Source organism: Achromobacter sp. SIMBA_011 (assembly GCF_046535435.1).
GTDB lineage: Bacteria > Pseudomonadota > Gammaproteobacteria > Burkholderiales > Burkholderiaceae_B > Achromobacter > Achromobacter dolens.
Genome location: NZ_JAWRWN010000001.1, coordinates 193,302 through 210,112 on the forward strand (window position 1 = coordinate 193,302; position 16,811 = coordinate 210,112).

Sequence of the window (16,811 nt, forward strand, 5' to 3'; positions counted from 1 at the left end):
AATCCATGACAAGAATGCCCGGTTCAGCGGGCAGCGAGACAAACCGCTCGACCCCGAGCGCCTTCAACATCCCATTAAGCAGGACGGGTGGTACCCCATGCCCATCATCGAATCCCGCATCAATCCGCGGTCGCAGGACTACACCGACAACGCGCGCGCCATGCAGGCGCAACTGGACGACCTGAGCCAGCAACTGGCGCGGACCGCGCTGGGCGGCAGCGAATCGTCGCGCGCCAAGCACGTGGCGCGCGGCAAGCTGCTGCCGCGCGACCGCGTCGAGAACCTGATTGATCCGGGGTCGCCGTTCCTGGAACTGTCGCCGATGGCGGCGCATGGCATGTACGACGGCGACGCGCCGGGCGCGGGCGTCATCACCGGCATCGGCCGCATCGCCGGCACCGAATGTGTCATCGTCTGCAACGACGCCACCGTCAAGGGCGGCACCTACTACCCGATGACGGTCAAGAAGCACCTGCGCGCGCAGGAGATCGCCGCGCAGAACCGCCTGCCGTGCGTCTACCTGGTCGACTCCGGCGGCGCCAACCTGCCGCAACAGGACGAGGTCTTTCCGGACCGCGAACACTTCGGCCGCATCTTCTACAACCAGGCGCAGATGTCGGCGCAGGGCATCGCGCAGATCGCGGTGGTGATGGGGTCCTGCACCGCCGGCGGCGCCTACGTGCCCGCCATGAGCGACGAGTCCATCATCGTCAAGAACCAGGGCACCATCTTCCTGGGCGGCCCGCCGCTGGTGAAGGCCGCCACCGGCGAGGAAGTCAGCGCCGAGGACCTGGGCGGCGGCGACGTGCACACGCGCCTGTCGGGCGTGGCCGACCACCTGGCCGCCAACGACATGCACGCGCTGCAACTGGCGCGCGGCGCCGTGGCGCGCCTGAACCGCAAGAAGCCGGCGCCGCTGGCCACCGTGCCGGTGCGCGAACCGCGCTACGACCCGGCCGAGCTGAACGGCATCATCCCCGCCGACACGCGCAAGCCGTATGACGTGCGCGAGGTCATCGCGCGCATCGTCGACGGCTCCGAGTTCGACGAATTCAAGGCGCGCTTCGGCCCCACGCTGGTGACGGGCTTTGCCCACATCCACGGCATGCCGGTGGGCATCGTCGCCAACAACGGCATCCTGTTCTCGGAATCGGCGCAGAAGGGCGCGCACTTCATCGAACTGTGCGCGCAGCGCAAGATCCCGCTGGTGTTCCTGCAGAACATCACCGGCTTCATGGTCGGCCGCAAGTACGAAAACGAAGGCATTGCGCGCCACGGCGCCAAGATGGTGACGGCCGTGGCCACGGCCAACGTGCCCAAGTTCACCGTGCTGATCGGCGGCTCGTTCGGCGCCGGCAACTACGGCATGTGCGGCCGCGCCTACTCGCCGCGCCTCTTGTTCATGTGGCCCAACGCGCGCATCTCGGTGATGGGCGGCGAGCAGGCCGCCAGCGTGCTGGCCACGGTCAAGCGCGACGGCATCGAGGCGCGCGGCGGCCAGTGGTCGGCGGCCGAGGAAGACGCCTTCAAGGCGCCGATCCGCGAGCAGTACGAACGCGAGGGCCATCCGTACTACGCCACCGCGCGGCTGTGGGACGACGGCATCATCGCGCCGGCGGACACGCGCCGCGTGCTGGGGCTGGCGCTGTCGGCGGCGCTGAACGCGCCGATCGAAGACACGCGCTTCGGCGTCTTCCGGATGTAGAAGAAAGCCCACCCCCTACGCGCTGCGCGCGCCCCCTCAAGGGGGCGACACCGGCGGACCGGCGAAGCCGGATCCGCGGTGTCCCCGGTAAGGTCGGCGTGATGCGACGTGTGAGGGTTTTGGATGCAACGCGCTCGCCGCTGCAACGTAGTCAACGAATCATCCCAGTCTGGATAACGCCATGTTCGATACCCTGCTGATTGCCAACCGCGGCGAAATCGCCTGCCGCGTCGCCGCCACCGCCCGCCGCCTGGGCATCCGCACCGTCGCCGTCTATTCCGACGCCGACGCCGACGCCCGCCACGTCGCCGCCTGCGACATCGCGGTGCACATCGGCGGCCCCGAGCCGCGCGCCAGCTACCTGCGCGCCGACGCCATCCTGCAGGCCGCGCGCGATACCGGCGCCCAAGCCATCCACCCCGGCTACGGCTTCCTGTCGGAAAACGAAGCCTTCGCCGAAGCCGCCGAACAGGCCGGCATCGCCTTCGTCGGCCCGCCGGCATCTGCCATCGCCGCCATGGGCAGCAAGTCCGCCGCCAAGTCGCTGATGGAGAAGGCCGGCGTGCCGCTGGTGCCCGGCTACCACGGCGACAACCAGGACCCGCAATTCCTGAAGGAAAAGGCCGACGCCATCGGCTACCCGGTGCTGATCAAGGCCAGCGCCGGCGGCGGCGGCAAGGGCATGCGCGTGGTCGAATCGACGGGCGCGTTCCTCGATGCGCTGGCCTCATGCCAGCGCGAGGCCGCCTCCAGCTTCGGCGACGACCGCGTGCTGATCGAACGCTACCTGCAGAAGCCGCGCCACATCGAGATCCAGGTATTCGCCGACAGCCACGGCAACTGCGTCTACCTGTTCGAGCGCGACTGCTCGGTGCAGCGCCGCCACCAGAAGGTGATCGAGGAAGCGCCCGCGCCCGGCATGACCGAGGAACGCCGCCGCGCCATGGGCGAAGCCGCCGTGGCCGCCGCGCGCGCGGTGGGCTACGTGGGCGCCGGCACGGTGGAATTCATCGCCGAGCCCGACGGCCGCTTCTACTTCATGGAAATGAACACGCGCCTGCAGGTCGAGCACCCGGTCACCGAGATGATCACCGGCCACGACCTGGTCGAATGGCAGTTGCGCGTGGCCGCCGGCCAGCCGCTGCCGGCGCGCCAGGAAGACCTGCGCATCCACGGCCACGCCATCGAGGCCCGCATCTACGCCGAGAACCCCGAGAAAGGCTTCCTGCCGTCGATCGGCACGCTGGCCTACCTGGGCCTGCCGGCCCACGTCGCCTTCGCCAACGGCGATATCCGCGTCGATGGCGGGGTGCGCACCGGCGACACCATCACGCCGTTCTACGACCCCATGATCGCCAAGCTGATCGTGCACGGCGCCGACCGCGACCAGGCCCGCGCCCGCATGCTGCAGGCGCTGGCGCAGACCCAGGCGGTGGGGGTGCAGACCAACGTCGCCTTCCTGTCGCGCCTGATGCGCGACAGCGCCTTCGCCGCCGCCGACCTCGACACCGGTCTGATCGAGCGCCAGCGCGCCACGCTGCTGCCCGAGCCGACGCCGGCCGACGCCGCCACGCTGGCGCTGGCCACGGCCGCCGTGCTGGCCAGCCAGGGCCAGGCGCAATCGGCGCCGCTGACCGCCGCCCCGGCCGATCCGTGGGACACGCGCGACGGCTGGCGCCTGGGCGGCCGCTACCAGCGCACGTTACAGTGGATCGACAACGGCGAGACCCGTCACGTCACCGTCGTACGCCAGGGCGCCGACTGGACGCTGGACAGCGGCGACGGCGCCCGGCCCTTCGCCTGGCGCGCCGAGGACCGCGACGGCCCGGCCCGCGTGCTGCGCATCACCCTGGACGGCCGCGAACGCGCCGGCACCGTGGTGCTGCACGCCGACAAGGCCCACGTCTTCGGCGACGGCGCCGCGCGCGTGCTGGACCTGTACGACCCACTGGCGCACGCCCAGGACACCCAGGGCGACCACGGCGGCGGCCTGACCGCCCCCATGCCGGGCAAGATCATCTCCATCGCCGTCAAGGCCGGCGACAGCGTCGCCAAGGGCCAGCCGCTGCTGGTGATGGAGGCGATGAAGATGGAGCACACCATCTCCGCGCCGGCCGACGGCAAGGTCGAGGAACTGTTCTACGCGGTGGGCGACCAGGTGACGGAAGGCGCGGAACTGGTGTCGATCGGCGCCTGAAGCGGCCCCGCTCCCACGGCGCGCAAGACCCCACGGCCGGCGGGCGCTTTAGTTTGGCGTCAGCCGGCTGTTTATAGAATGCGCATTCCGGCGCCGTCCGCGCGCCTGCCGCGCGTTCCGCCCCGATGCCCGCCCCCGACTCGCCCAGTCCGCTTTACCGACCCGCCTTCCTGCACTTCCTGTTCGCGCGCATCGGCGCGTCGCTGGCCTTCCAGATCGTCTCGGTGGCGGTGGGCTGGCAGATCTACGCGCTGTCGGGCAGCGCGCTCGACCTGGGCCTGATCGGTCTGGCGCAGTTCCTGCCGATGGCGGCGCTGACGCTGGTGGTCGGCCACGTGGCCGACCGCTACGACCGCCGCAAGATCGTCGCCATCTGCATGGCGGTCGAGACCCTCGCCACGCTGCTGCTGGCGATCGCGGCGCTGCACGGCGTCGGCGGCAAGACGCTGATCTACGCCACCCTCATCATCATGAGCTCGGCGCGCGCCTTCGAGGCGCCCACGCTGACCACGCTGATTCCGGCCATCGTGCCGCGCGAATGGCTGCCGCGCGCCACCGCGCTGTCGTCCTCCGGCGGCCAGATCGCGCAGATCGCCGGCCCGGCGCTGGGCGGCATCGGCTATGGCCTGGGGGCAGGGTGGATCTACTGCGTGGCGGCGGCGCTGTACCTGTGCGGCTTCGCCTGCATCGCCAGCATGTCGATCGACCGCGCCCCGCCGCGCAGGGAGCCGACCACCTGGCGCACGCTGTTCGCGGGCATCACCTTCATCTTCCAGCGCCGCATTCTGCTGGGCACGCTGTCGCTGGACCTGTTCGCGGTGCTGCTGGGCGGCGCCACGGCGCTGCTGCCGATCTTCGCCAAGGACATTCTCAACGCCGGTCCGTGGGCCCTGGGCGCGCTGCGCGCCGCGCCGGCCTGTGGCGCCATGCTGATGTCGCTGACGCTGGCGCGGCTGAGCCTGGGCGAGCACGTCGGCCGCCTGCTGTTCGGCGCGCTGATCCTGTTCGGCCTGGCCACCACCGTGTTCGGCCTGTCGACCTCGATCCCGCTCTCGGTGGGCGCGCTGGTGGTGCTGGGCGCGGCCGACGCCATCAGCGTGGTGGTGCGCTCGTCGCTGGTGCAGTTGAACACGCCCGACCACATGCTGGGCCGCGTCAGCGCGGTCAACACGCTGTTCGTCGGCGCCTCGAACCAGTTGGGGGAATTCGAGTCCGGCGTGATGGCGGCGCTGCTGGGCGCGGTGCCGGCGGTGGTGGTGGGCGGCCTGGGCACGATTGCGGTGGCGGGGCTGTGGATGCACTGGTTCCCGGAGCTGCGCAGGCTGCGTTCGCTGCATCCCGAAACCGAACCGGCCTGACCCTGCCTGCAGCGCCCGGCAAACCGCGATTGTTGCTGGGCGAAATTTTGTTGCGACGCAACTTTACCCTCGCGGCGGGCCTGCCTATCTTGTGACCATGTTCAGCCAACGGGTCCTGCCGCTGCCATGTCTACACCGGATACCAGCCTTGTTTCCGCGACGAAAAAGGTCTGCCGCGTCCTCGCCAGCCTGTCGAACCGGCGCGTCCAGCGACTGACCGATATCGCGCAGGCGGCGCAGTTGGACGTGTCCACCGCGCTGCGCATCCTGAAGGACCTGGAGGCCGAGGGTTTCGTGGAGCGAGACCCGGTCAGCAAGCACTACATGCTCGGTCCGCAGGTCTATGCCATGCACCATGCCATGGTCGACGGCCTCGATCTGCGCGCCCTGGCGCGGCCCGCGCTGATCCGCCTGGCGCGCAAGTTCGGCGACACCGTCATCCTGTCGATGCCGACCGGCTGGGAATCGGTCTGCCTGGACCTGTGCTTCGGCGACTATCCGATCCGCGCCAACTACCTGGAGGTCGGCAGCCGCCGTCCGCTTGGCATCGGCGCCGGCAGCCTGGCGCTGCTGGCGGCCATGGACGAGAACGAAACCCAGGCGGTGCTGCCGCCGGTGCACCAGCGGTTGCAGGAACGCTACCCGCGCTATCCCGTGCGGCTGCTGGAACAGATGACGGCGCGCGCCCGCGAGCTCGGCCACGCCATGCTGCTGGACGTGGTGGTGGAAAAGATGGGGGGCCTGGGCGTGGCCGTGCGCGGCCCCAGCGGCCGCGCCATCGCCGCGCTGAGCGTGGCCGCCTTGAGCGAGCGGGTCGAATCGCGCGAACAGGAACTGGCCCAGGCGCTGGCCGCCGAAGCCCGCGCCATCGAACGCGCCTGGATGCCCCATGCCTGATCTTCACCACGCCTGCCTGCTGGCCGCGGCCACCACGCGCTTCGGCCGCCACGAGGGCCGCTCGGCCCTGGACCTGATGGCCGAGGCCGCCAACGCCGCGCTGGCGCAGTCCGGCCTGCGGCGCGCCGATATCGACGGCGTGCTGTGCGGCTACGCCACCACCTTTCCGCACCTGATGCTGGCCACGCTGCTCAGCGAAAAACTGGGCCTGGACCCGCGCTACGCCCACGGCATGCAGATGGGCGGCGCCACCGGCGCGGCCATGGTGATGCTGGCGCGCGACCTGGTGCGCGCCGGCCGCTGCCGCCGCGTGCTGGTGGTGGCGGGCGAGAACCGCCTGACCGGCCAGGCCGTCGACGCCTCCATCCAGACATTGGCGCAGGTCGGCGAAGCCGATACCGAGGTGCCCAACGGCGCGTCGGTGCCAGCCTATTACGCGCTGCTGGCCTCCGCCTACATGCACCGGACCGGCACCCGCCGCGAAGACCTGGCCGAGCTCGCCGCGTTGATGCGCCGCCACGCCGCCAGCCACCCCCATGCGCACCTGAACGAAGCCATCAGCGTGGACCAGGTGCTGGCGTCCCGGCCCATCGCCACGCCGCTGCACCTGCTGGACTGCTGCCCGATTTCCGACGGCGCGGTGGCGCTGGTGGTCGGCGCCGACGAAGGGCCGGTGCGCATCAGCGGCGCGGGGCAGGCGCATCGCCACCAGCACCTGTCGGCGCTGCGCGACATTCTCGACACCGGCGCGGCGCGCGCGCTCGGGCAGGCCTATGCCGACGCCGGCATCGGCCCGGACCAGGTCGACTACCTGGGCATCTACGACTCCTTCACCATCACGTTGGCCATGCTGCTGGAAGAACTGGGCTTCGCGCCGCGCGGCGGCGCGGCGGATCGCGCACGGCGCGGCGACTTCGACGCGGCCGGGCCGCTGCCGCTCAACACCCATGGGGGCCTGCTGTCGTTCGGGCATTCCGGCGTGGCCGGCGGCATGGCGCACGTGGCCGAGGCCTGGACGCAGTTGGCGGGCCAGGCCGGATCGCGGCAGGCGGGCGCGCCCCGCTGCGCGCTGGTGCACGCGGACGGCGGCGTGCTGTCCGCCCACGTCAGCCTGGTGCTGCAGGCACAGGAGGCGCGATGAGCACGCGCGATCCGCTGGACCTGCAGCGTTGCGAGGATTGCGGCGCCTGGTGGGCGCTGCGCCCCTACGCCTGCGCCCATTGCGGCGGTACCCATCTGCCATGGCGGCGCAGCAGCGGCGCGGGCGTAGTGCTGGCGCGCACCGAGATCCACCGCGCGCCCGACGCCTTCTGGCGCGCGCACGTTCCCTACGTGCTGGTGCTGGTGCGCCTGGAAGAGGGCGCGGTGCTGATGGGCCATGCCGACGCCGGCATTGCCATCGGCCAGCAGGTCATGGGCCGCGCGATCACGATCGACGGCCGCGCATTGCTCGGTTTCGAGGCGCGCCGGCCGCCTTGAAGCGCCGCCGGCAACACCATCCCCAGCAAAACAACATATCCGCACGACGGAGGAGACAATCATGCGCGCAATCGCAGCATGCCGCACGGCCCTGGCCGCGCTTTCCCTGGTGGCAGCCGCCGCCTCGGCCGCCCAGGACTGGCCGACCAAACCCATCACCCTGGTGGTGCCGTACCCGCCGGGCGGCCCCACCGACATCGTGGCCCGCGTGGTCGCGCAGGGCCTGGGCGACGAACTCAAGCAGACCATCATCGTCGACAACCGCTCCGGCGCCGGCGGCAACATCGGCGCCGACATGGTGGCCAAGGCCGCGCCCGACGGCTACACGCTGCTGCTGGCGACCACGGCCCACGCCATCAACATGTCGCTGTTCAAGAACCTGAACTACGACACTCGCAAGAGCTTCGCGCCCGTGTCGCTGCTGACCAGCGGCCCGCTGGTGATCGTAACGCGGCCGGACCTGCCCGCCAGCAACGTGCGCGAGCTGATCGCGCTGGCCAAGTCCACGCCGGGCAAGCTGACCTTCGCCTCGTCGGGCAACGGCCAGTCCACCCACCTGGCGGCCGAACTGTTCGGCGCCATGGCCGGCGTGCGCATGGTGCACGTGCCCTATCGCGGCAGCGCGCCGGCCCTGACAGACGTGATGGGCGGCCAGGCCGACATCATGTTCGACACCATGCTGTCGTCGATGCCCTACGTGAGCGGCGGCAAGCTCAAGGCGCTGGCCGTGACCGGCGCGGCGCGCTCGCCCGCCGCGCCCAACGTGCCCACCGTGGCCGAGGCCGGGCTGCCGGGCTACGAAGCCACCGCCTGGAACGGGCTGCTGGCCCCGGCCGGCACGCCGGCATCGGTGGTGGACCGATTGAACGGCGCCTTGCAGAAGGTGCTGGGCCGCGCCGACATCCAGCAGAAATTCGCCGCCCAGGGCTTCGCCCCGGCATGGAAGACGCCTGCCGACACGGCGCGCTTCCTCGATGTCGAGGTCGATAAATGGGCCGGCGTGGTCAAGACTTCCGGCGCCACGGTCAATTGACCGCGCGCGGCCGCCTTCATCCTACCCAGGGGAGTTTCATGGCTTCTGTACCCATCGGCGACGCCAGCCTCGCGCGCCTGCTCGATCCGGCCTCGATCGCGATCGTCGGCGCCTCCGACAATCCCGACAAGATCGGGGGCCGGCCGATCCACTACATGCGGCGCCACGGCTATGCGGGCACGCTGTACCCGATCAACCCGCAACGCGCCGAAGTCCAGGGCGAACGCGCCTGGCCCAGCCTGGCCGCGTTGCCCGCCGCGCCGGACCTGGCGATCGTGGCGGTGGCCGGCGAGCAGGCGTTGCGGGCGGTGGATGACTGCGCCGCGCTGGGCGTGGCGGCGGCCATCGTCATCTCGGCCGGCTTCTCGGAAACCGGTGAGGCCGGGCGCGCCCTGCAGGATGCGATGACGGCGCGCGCCCGCGCCGCCGGCATGCGCATCGTCGGCCCCAACTCGCAGGGCCTGGCCAACTTCGGCAACGGCGCCATCGCCAGCTTCTCCACCATGTTCCTGGAGGTGGCGCCGGGCGACGGGCCGGTGGCGGTCATCAGCCAGAGCGGCGGCATGTGCGCCATGGTCTACGGCCTGCTGCGCCAGCGCGGCATCGGCGTGCGCCACGTGCATGCCACCGGTAACGAGGCCGACGTGTCGGTCGCCGAACTGGCCTGCGCGACGCTGCGCGATCCGGAAGTCGGCTGCGTGCTGCTGTACCTGGAATCGCTGCGCGAGGCAGGGCCGCTGGCCGAGGCGGCCGCGCTGGCGCGGGCGCGCGGCGTGCCGCTGATCGTGGTCAAGTCGGGCCGCTCCGAGGCCGGCGCGCGCGCCGCGGCCTCGCATACCGGCGCGCTGGCCAATGAGGACCGCGCGGTGGATGCGTTCTTCGAACACCACGGCATCCTGCGCGCGCGCGATCCGCAGGAACTGGTGCGCTACGCCGAACTGGCCCTGCGCAGCCCCTTGCCGCAAGGCCCGCGCGTGGTGGTGGTCAGCAACTCCGGCGCCAGCTGCGTGCTGGCCTCGGACGCGGCCGCCGAGCGCGGCCTGGAGATCGCGCCGCTGGCCGACGCCACCCAGCAGGCGCTGGCCGAGCGTCTGCCCGGCTATGCAACCACCGTCAACCCCGTGGACATCACCGCCGCGCTGCTGTCGAACAACGGCCTGTTCGGGCAAGTGCTGCCCGTAATCGGCGCCGACCCGGCGGCCGACATGTTCCTGCTCGATATTCCAGTGGCGGGGCGCGGCTACGACGTGGCCTCGTTCGCGGCGGATGCGGCCGGCTTCGCGCAAACCGCCTCCAAACCGGTCGTGGTGGTGGCATGGCAGGACAACGTGGCCAGCGCGTTCCGCGCGCGCGGCCTGCCCGTTTACGCCGACGAGATCCAGGCGATGGATGCCTTGTCGGCGCTGTTGCGCCTGCGGCGGTTGCGCGAACGCGGCCGCATGGCGTCGCCGCCAGCATCGCAAGGCATTGTGGCGGCCGATCCGGCGCCCGACGCGGCCGGCGGCTTCCTGTCCGAGGCGGCCAGCCTTGCGCTGCTGGCCGATAACGGGCTGGCGGTGATCGAACACGCCGTCTGCCGCACGGCCGACGAGGCCATTGCCGCGTGGCGCCGCATCGGCGCGCCGGTGGCATTGAAGGCCTGCTCGGCGCAACTGCCGCACAAGTCCGAGCACGGGCTGGTGGCGCTGGGCCTGAACGACGAAGCCTCGCTGCGCACGGCTTTTGCCCATCAAGCCCAAACCTTGGGTAAGCTGGACGTGCGCGATGGCGCCTGGCTCGTCGCGCGGATGCAGCGCGGCCTGCAAGAATGCGCGCTGGGCGCGCGCGTTGATCCGGTGCTGGGGCCGGTCGTCATGATCGGCAGCGGCGGCAAATACGTCGAGGCGCTGCGCGACGTGGCTGTGCTGATGCCGCCGTTCGATGCCGCGCAGGTGATCGAGAAGCTGCGCGGCCTGCGCATCGGCACGCTGCTGCAAGGGGTGCGCGGCGATCCGCCGGCCGACGTGCAGGCCCTGGCGCAACAGGCGGTGGCGCTGGGCCGCTACGCCCTGGCGGCCGGTCCGCGCCTGGCGTCGGTCGACATCAACCCGGTGATGGTCGGCGCCGTGGGACAGGGCGCGGTGGCGGTGGATGCGCTGGTGGAACTCAACGCCGCGCGCCAGCCCGCCGCCAGCGAGGCGGCGTAATGCCGCCGGCACACAAACAAAGGAGACGCACCGATGTTTGAAGACCTGAAATCCAAGACCGCGCTGGTCACCGGCGCCTACAGCGGACTGGGCCGCCACTTCGCGCTGCGGCTGGCCGAGGCCGGCGCGCGCGTGGCGCTGTGCGGCCGCCGGACCGAACTGGGCGAAACCCTGGCAACGGAGATCCGCGCGCAGGGCGGCCAGGCCTGCGTCGCGGGCATGGATGTCACCCAACCCGACAGCGTGCTGGCGGCATTCACCCAGGTCGAGCAGGCGTTCGGCCCGGTCGACATCGTCGTCAACAACGCCGGCATCGCCATGACTCGCCCCGCGCTCGACATCAGCGAGGACGAGTGGACCGGCCTGATCGATGTCAACCTGAACGGCGCGTGGCGGGTGGCGCAGTGCGCCGCGCGCCACTTCCACGGCCACGGCCGGCCCGGCGCCATCATCAACATCGCCTCGATCCTGGGCCAGCGCGTGGCCTCGCACGTGGCCGCCTACACCGCCGCCAAGGCCGGCCTGCTGCACCTGACCCGCGCCCTGGCGCTGGAATGGGCGCGCCACGGCATCCGCGTGAACGCGCTGGCGCCCGGCTACATCGGCACCGACCTGAATCGCGACTTCTTCGCCACGCCCGCCGGCGAGGCCCTGGTCAAGCGCATCCCGCAGCGCCGCCTGGGCCGCCCGCAGGACCTGGACGGCCCCTTGCTGCTGCTGGCCTCCGATGCCTCCGCCTACATGACCGGCGCGGTCATCGACGTGGACGGCGGCCACCTGGCCAGCTCGCTCTGAACCCGCATCCCATCCGGAGACCCCGCCATGGATTTTTCGCTGCCCCCCGAACTCGAAGACTACCGCCAGCGCGTGCGCGCCTTCGTCGACCGCGAGCTGATTCCGCTGGAAGCCGACCGCGCCAACTACGACGACCACGAGAACATCGACGCAGCCCTGCTGGACCGCGTGCGCGCCAAGGCCCGCGAGGCCGGCCTGTGGGCCCTGCAGATGCCGCGCAAGCGCGGCGGCCAGGGCCTGCCGATGGTGGGCCTGGCCGCCTGCTACGAAGAGATGAACCGCTCCATCTTCGGCCCGGCCGCCTTCAACGCCGCCGCCCCCGACGACGGCAACATGCGCGTGCTGGCGCAGGTGGCGCGGCCCGACCAGCAGGACCGCTGGCTGCAACCCATCATCGACGGCAAGGTGCGCTCGTCCTTCGTGATGACCGAACCCAGCCCCGGCAGCGGCTCGGACCCGTCAATGATGCGCACCACCGCCACCCGCCAGGGCGACAAATGGCTGATCCATGGCCGCAAGTGGTTCATCACCGGCGCCGGCGCCGCGCAGCATTTCATCCTGATCGCGCGCACTTCGGACGACGCCCGCAAGGGCCTGTCGGCCTTCCTGTTCGACGCCGACCAGCCCGGCTGGCGCATTGTCCGCCGCATCCCCATCATGGGCCCGGAAGAACACGGCGGCCATTGCGAGCTGGAATTCGACGGCCTCGAAATCCCCGACGAGAACCGCCTGATGGAAGTGGGCGACGGCCTCAAGCTGACGCAGATCCGCCTGGGTCCGGCGCGCCTGACGCACTGCATGCGCTGGCTGGGCCTGGCGCGGCGCGCCATGGCAGTGGCGGTGGACTACGTCGGTGAACGCAGCAGCTTCGGCCAGAAGCTGGCCGACCGCGAGGGCGTGCAATGGCTGCTGGGCGACGCCGCCATGCAGATCGAAATCGGCCGCCTGCTCACCATGCGCGCCGCCGCGCGGCTGGATCAGGGCGACTTCGCGCGCAAGGAAATCTCCATGGCCAAGATCGTGGTGTCGGAAACCCTGCACAAGGTGGTCGACACCGCGCTGCAGTTGAACGGCGCGCGCGGCTATTCCAAAGACACGCCGCTGGAATGGATCTACCGCTACGCGCGCCAGGCGCGGCTGGTGGACGGCGCCTCCGAAGTGCACAAGATGGTGCTGGCGCGTTACCTGATGGACCAGGGCGATGCGTTCTGGCAGTGGGACGACGCGGACGCGCCGCGCAAGGCGCTGGTATGAGCGCGCCCGATCACGCCACCAACGCCGCCCCCGATTGGCTGCCCGCGCTGGCCGCCTACCTGTCGGCGCAGGGCCTGGGCAACGCCAGCGGCCTGCGCGCGCGGGCATTGACGGGCGGCCAGTCCAATCCGACCTACCTGCTGGAAGATGACAGCGGCGCGCGCGTGCTGCGCAAGCAGCCGCCCGGCACGCTGCTGCCCTCGGCCCACGCCATCGACCGCGAGTACCGCGTCATGGCCGCGCTGGCCGGCACCGCCGTGCCCGTGCCGGCCATGCTGCACTACTGCGCCGATCCCGCCATCGTCGGCACGCCGTTCTACCTGATGAGCTATGCGCGCGGCCGCGTCTTCATGGACCCAGCGCTGCCGGGCCTGGCCCCCGCCGAGCGCGCCGCGTTGTATGCCGAGACCGGCCGCGTGCTGGCCGCGCTGCACGCGGTGGAACCGGCCGCCGTCGGGCTCGCGGACTACGGCAAGGCCGGCGACTACTTCGCGCGCCAGGTGGCGCGCTGGACCCGCCAGTACCGCGACACCGAAACCACGTCCATCCCCGCCATGGATGCGCTGATCGACTGGCTGCCGCAGCATCTGCCGCATGACGACCAGACCCGCCTGGTGCACGGCGACTACCGCATCGACAACCTGGTATTCGCGCCCGACGCACCGCGCGCCATCGCGCTGCTGGACTGGGAGCTGTCGACCCTGGGCCATCCGCTGGCGGACCTGGCCTATCACTGCATGTGCTGGCGCATCCCGCCGTCCCTGTGGCGCGGCATCGCCGGCCTGGACCTGGCGGCGCTGGGCATCCCCGACGAAGCGCAGTTCGTGCGCGCCTATTGCGAGACGCGCGGCATCGCGCCGCCGCCCAACTGGGATTTCTACCTGGCCTACAGCTTCTTTCGCATCGCCGCCATCCTGCAGGGCGTGTACGCGCGCGCCCGCGCCGGCAACGCCGCCGCCACCGATGCGCTGGAGATGGGCGCGCGCGTCGAACCGCTGGCCGCACTCGGCTGGCAGGCCGCGCAACGCGAATCCGCACGCCTGGCCACCGCAGGCCACTAGGAGCGCATCATGATCGCATCGCCATCCGCGTCCGACGACACACTGCCCCGCAACGCCGCCAACCACCAGCCCCTGACGCCGCTGGGCTTCCTGGCGTGGGCGGCGGCCGTCTACCCGGAACGCGCCGCGCTGCTGCACGGCAGCCATAGCCAGAGCTGGCGCGCCACCTACGACCGTTGCCGCCAGATGGCGGCGGCGCTGGCCGCCTGGGGCGTGCGCCGGGGCGACGTGGTGGCGGTCCTCGCGCCCAACACGCCGGCCCTGTACGAAGCGCACTTCGGCGTGCCGATGGCCGGCGCGGTGCTGAACGCGCTCAACACCCGGCTCGACGCGCGCACGCTGGCGTTCATTCTGCAACACGGCGGCGCCACCGCGCTGCTGTACGACAGCGAATACGCGCCGCTGGTGCGCGAGGTGCTGGGCCACCTGCGCACACCGCCGCGCACCGTGCGCATCGAAGACAGCGAATACACCGGCCCGCACGGCGACCTGGGCGATGCGGAGTACGAAGCCTGGCTCGCCGCGCAACCGGCCGACGCGCCCTGGGAAGGGCCGCGGGACGAATGGGACAACCTCTGCCTGAACTACACCTCGGGCACCACCGGCAACCCCAAGGGCGTGCTCTATCACCATCGCGGCGCCTACCTGAACGCCACCGGCAACGTGCTGGCCTGCGGCATGCCGCCGCACGCCGTCTACCTGTGGACGCTGCCCATGTTCCACTGCAACGGCTGGTGCTTCCCGTGGACCCTGGCGGCGCTGGCGGGCACCAACGTCTGCCTGCGGCGCGTGGAGCCGGCGGCCATCTTCGAGGCCATCCGCCGCCACCGGGTCGGCTTCTTCTGCGCCGCGCCGGTGGTGCTGAACATGCTGGTCAACGCCCCTGCCAACGTCCGCCACCGCGCCACGCATCGCGTGCAGGCCATGACCGGCGGCGCCGCGCCGCCCGCCGCCATCATCGAAGCGATGGAGCAACTGGGCGTGGGCGTCACCCACCTGTACGGCCTGACCGAAACCTACGGCCCGTCGATCAGCTGCGCCTGGCACGACGAATGGGACGACCGTCCCCTGGCCGAGCGCGCCGCGCTCAAGGCGCGCATCGGCGTGCGCAAGCTCAACGTCGAAGCGGTGCGGGTGATGGACGCCGCCATGCGGCCGGTGCCGGCCGACGGCGCCACGCTGGGCGAGATCATGCTGCGCGGCAATACGTTAATGAAGGGCTATCTGCACAACCCCGACGCCACTGCCGACGCCTTCGCCGGCGGCTGGTTCCATTCCGGCGACCTGGCCGTGGTGCATCCCGACGGCTACATCGAGATCAAGGACCGCGCCAAGGACATCATCATCTCGGGCGGCGAAAACATCTCGACCGTGGAAATCGAAAGCGTGCTGTACCGCCACCCGGACGTGCTGGAAGCCGCCGTGGTGGCGCGACCCGACGCGGTGTGGGGCGAAACGCCGTGCGCCTTCGTCACGCTGAAAGAGGGCGCGGTGTGCAGCGCCGATGACCTTATCGCCTACTGCCGCGAACACCTGGCGCGCTTCAAGACGCCGCGCACCGTGGTGTTCGGCGCCCTGCCCAAGACCTCCACCGGCAAGATCCAGAAGTTCGTGCTGCGCGAGCAGGCGGCGGCGCTGGATGACGGCGGGCCTCCCGCATGACGCACAGGGCCGGGCGGTTCACGCCCGCCCGGCGCGATAGCGGCTCGCCGGCGACGCGTCAGTCGCATTGATACGTGACGCGCGCCAGATCGAAGCGGCGCGCCGCGATATCCTGCTCGCGCATCAGCACGTAATAGGCGCCCGGCTGCGGAATGCCGGCGTGCGGGTCGGCGCCGATCTGCAACACCAGCCGCCAGTCCCTCGCTCCCGGCAACAGGGCCTGCGCGGCCTCGCTGCGCCAGACCGCGCTGCCGCCGCAATCCAGGCCGTGCGACACCAGTTGGCAAGTGGCCTGCATGCCATTCTGCAACGACTGTGGATAGCCGCCGAGCTGATGGTTGTCGCGGCCATCCATGTCCGGCGTGCCAAACCGCGACCGCCAATCCTGGTAGTTTTCGTAGGCCTCGTCGTCCTCCAGGGCAAACGCATCCCAGCCCGCGTCATCGACACCGATCGGCGTCAGCACCGTGCGGGCCGAGACCGGCGCCGCGCGGAACACGCAGGTCCATTCATCGTCCGACAGCGAGGCCAGCGCATGCGGCACCGGCGCCCGTTCCAGTCCCGCCGCGGGCGTGGTGTCCCACAGCACGCGCCAACCCACCGAAGCCGCCGGAGTGAAGCTCTCGGCCTGTTCCAGGAAATCGTAGAACACCAGCAGCCGGCCCTCGCGCGGCAGCGCGGCGTCGAATCCCGCTTCCCGCGACAACGCGGCCAGATCGAACTGCCCAAGGAACGTCAGCGGAAACGCCGTTTCCACCGCATCCGCCCGGGCGCGGGCATCCGCGCTGAAACGCTCGCCTTGCGCCGGCGTCATCCACGATCCTTTTTTCTTCGAATCCGCCAGCAGGCGCTCGGCCTCCTTGCGATGGCCGGCGGCGCGCCCATTCGCGTCTGGATAGGCCGGCCGCGTCGGCCAGGCCATGCCACGCGGCAGGTCCGGGCGCCCGCCGATCTTGCTGGCGCCCAGGGGGATCGCGTCCTCCTCGCGGGCGGTGGTCGCCAGCACCAGCGCGGGACGCGCCTGTTCCAGCAGTCGGGAGATCACGCTGGCTGGCAGATCGGTGGCGTCGAGCGAACGGCGCAGGGCGTCCTGGTCCGAAGGCAACGGGGTGAAGTCCATGACGGCAATCCTCCTGGGGCGCGGCGCGCTGGCGAAAGTGGGGCGGGCGTCGCCGCCGAATGCG

13 protein-coding genes are annotated in these 16,811 nt (G+C 71.1%); 12 read left to right on the forward strand and 1 reads right to left on the reverse strand.

From position 1 onward, the window contains the following. Positions 1-97: 97 nt before the first annotated feature. From SB816_RS00945 to SB816_RS01000, 12 genes are all read left to right on the forward strand, one after another. Entirely contained in the window at positions 98-1,705 is a 1,608-nt protein-coding gene (locus tag SB816_RS00945; protein ID WP_063569672.1) for a carboxyl transferase domain-containing protein, read from the forward strand. A gap of 181 nt (positions 1,706-1,886) precedes the next feature. Then, positions 1,887-3,902, forward strand: coding sequence for a biotin carboxylase N-terminal domain-containing protein (locus tag SB816_RS00950; RefSeq protein WP_410546405.1), 2,016 nt, complete (start codon positions 1,887-1,889; stop codon positions 3,900-3,902). Positions 3,903-4,027: 125 nt separating this feature from the next. Beyond that, the gene (locus SB816_RS00955) at positions 4,028-5,260 is read left to right on the forward strand and encodes an MFS transporter (protein ID WP_054515622.1); all 1,233 of its coding nucleotides are present in this window, start codon (positions 4,028-4,030) and stop codon (positions 5,258-5,260) included. Positions 5,261-5,386: 126 nt separating this feature from the next. Continuing rightward, positions 5,387-6,157, forward strand: coding sequence for an IclR family transcriptional regulator (locus SB816_RS00960; RefSeq protein WP_020925677.1), 771 nt, complete (start codon positions 5,387-5,389; stop codon positions 6,155-6,157). Continuing rightward, a complete protein-coding gene (locus SB816_RS00965) occupies positions 6,150-7,298 on the forward strand; it encodes a thiolase family protein (protein ID WP_144656420.1) in 1,149 nt (382 codons plus the stop codon). The genes SB816_RS00960 and SB816_RS00965 overlap by 8 nt, the downstream gene beginning before the upstream one ends. Beyond that, positions 7,295-7,636, forward strand: a complete 342-nt coding sequence (locus SB816_RS00970; RefSeq protein WP_064527695.1) for a Zn-ribbon domain-containing OB-fold protein — start codon at positions 7,295-7,297, stop codon at positions 7,634-7,636. The genes SB816_RS00965 and SB816_RS00970 overlap by 4 nt, the downstream gene beginning before the upstream one ends. Positions 7,637-7,697: 61 nt before the next feature. After that, a complete protein-coding gene (locus SB816_RS00975) occupies positions 7,698-8,669 on the forward strand; it encodes a tripartite tricarboxylate transporter substrate binding protein (RefSeq protein ID WP_410546406.1) in 972 nt (323 codons plus the stop codon). Positions 8,670-8,707: 38 nt separating this feature from the next. After that, complete coding sequence (locus SB816_RS00980; RefSeq protein ID WP_175143518.1) at positions 8,708-10,855, forward strand: acetate--CoA ligase family protein; 2,148 nt, start codon at positions 8,708-8,710, stop codon at positions 10,853-10,855. A 33-nt stretch (positions 10,856-10,888) separates the two neighbouring features. Continuing rightward, positions 10,889-11,650 (forward strand): SDR family NAD(P)-dependent oxidoreductase, encoded by a 762-nt coding sequence (locus tag SB816_RS00985; RefSeq protein ID WP_020925681.1) that lies wholly within the window; start codon positions 10,889-10,891, stop codon positions 11,648-11,650. Between the two features lie 27 nt (positions 11,651-11,677). After that, the gene (locus SB816_RS00990) at positions 11,678-12,904 is read left to right on the forward strand and encodes an acyl-CoA dehydrogenase family protein (protein WP_006389424.1); all 1,227 of its coding nucleotides are present in this window, start codon (positions 11,678-11,680) and stop codon (positions 12,902-12,904) included. Next, on the forward strand, positions 12,901-13,965 hold the full coding sequence (locus SB816_RS00995) for a phosphotransferase family protein (RefSeq protein ID WP_175167296.1): 1,065 nt from the start codon (positions 12,901-12,903) through the stop codon (positions 13,963-13,965). Before SB816_RS00990 ends, SB816_RS00995 begins: the two co-directional genes overlap by 4 nt. Before the next feature lie 9 nt (positions 13,966-13,974). Further along, on the forward strand, positions 13,975-15,627 hold the full coding sequence (locus SB816_RS01000) for an AMP-binding protein (RefSeq protein ID WP_410546407.1): 1,653 nt from the start codon (positions 13,975-13,977) through the stop codon (positions 15,625-15,627). Between the two features lie 58 nt (positions 15,628-15,685). Here the strand turns inward: SB816_RS01000 and SB816_RS01005 are convergent, their stop codons facing one another. Next, positions 15,686-16,747, reverse strand: a complete 1,062-nt coding sequence (locus SB816_RS01005) for a YwqG family protein (RefSeq protein ID WP_410546408.1) — start codon at positions 16,745-16,747, stop codon at positions 15,686-15,688. Between the last annotated feature and the right edge of the window lie 64 nt (positions 16,748-16,811).

Bases quoted from the DNA above. Each gene is read 5' to 3' on its own strand.
- SB816_RS00945 (WP_063569672.1), top strand. From the start codon at position 98: ATGCCCATCATCGAATCCCGCATCAATCCGCGGTCGCAGGACTACACC.
- SB816_RS00950 (WP_410546405.1), top strand. From the start codon at position 1,887: ATGTTCGATACCCTGCTGATTGCCAACCGCGGCGAAATCGCCTGCCGC.
- SB816_RS00955 (WP_054515622.1), top strand. From the start codon at position 4,028: ATGCCCGCCCCCGACTCGCCCAGTCCGCTTTACCGACCCGCCTTCCTG.
- SB816_RS00960 (WP_020925677.1), top strand. From the start codon at position 5,387: ATGTCTACACCGGATACCAGCCTTGTTTCCGCGACGAAAAAGGTCTGC.
- SB816_RS00965 (WP_144656420.1), top strand. From the start codon at position 6,150: ATGCCTGATCTTCACCACGCCTGCCTGCTGGCCGCGGCCACCACGCGC.
- SB816_RS00970 (WP_064527695.1), top strand. From the start codon at position 7,295: ATGAGCACGCGCGATCCGCTGGACCTGCAGCGTTGCGAGGATTGCGGC.
- SB816_RS00975 (WP_410546406.1), top strand. From the start codon at position 7,698: ATGCGCGCAATCGCAGCATGCCGCACGGCCCTGGCCGCGCTTTCCCTG.
- SB816_RS00980 (WP_175143518.1), top strand. From the start codon at position 8,708: ATGGCTTCTGTACCCATCGGCGACGCCAGCCTCGCGCGCCTGCTCGAT.
- SB816_RS00985 (WP_020925681.1), top strand. From the start codon at position 10,889: ATGTTTGAAGACCTGAAATCCAAGACCGCGCTGGTCACCGGCGCCTAC.
- SB816_RS00990 (WP_006389424.1), top strand. From the start codon at position 11,678: ATGGATTTTTCGCTGCCCCCCGAACTCGAAGACTACCGCCAGCGCGTG.
- SB816_RS00995 (WP_175167296.1), top strand. From the start codon at position 12,901: ATGAGCGCGCCCGATCACGCCACCAACGCCGCCCCCGATTGGCTGCCC.
- SB816_RS01000 (WP_410546407.1), top strand. From the start codon at position 13,975: ATGATCGCATCGCCATCCGCGTCCGACGACACACTGCCCCGCAACGCC.
- SB816_RS01005 (WP_410546408.1), bottom strand. From the start codon at position 16,747: ATGGACTTCACCCCGTTGCCTTCGGACCAGGACGCCCTGCGCCGTTCG.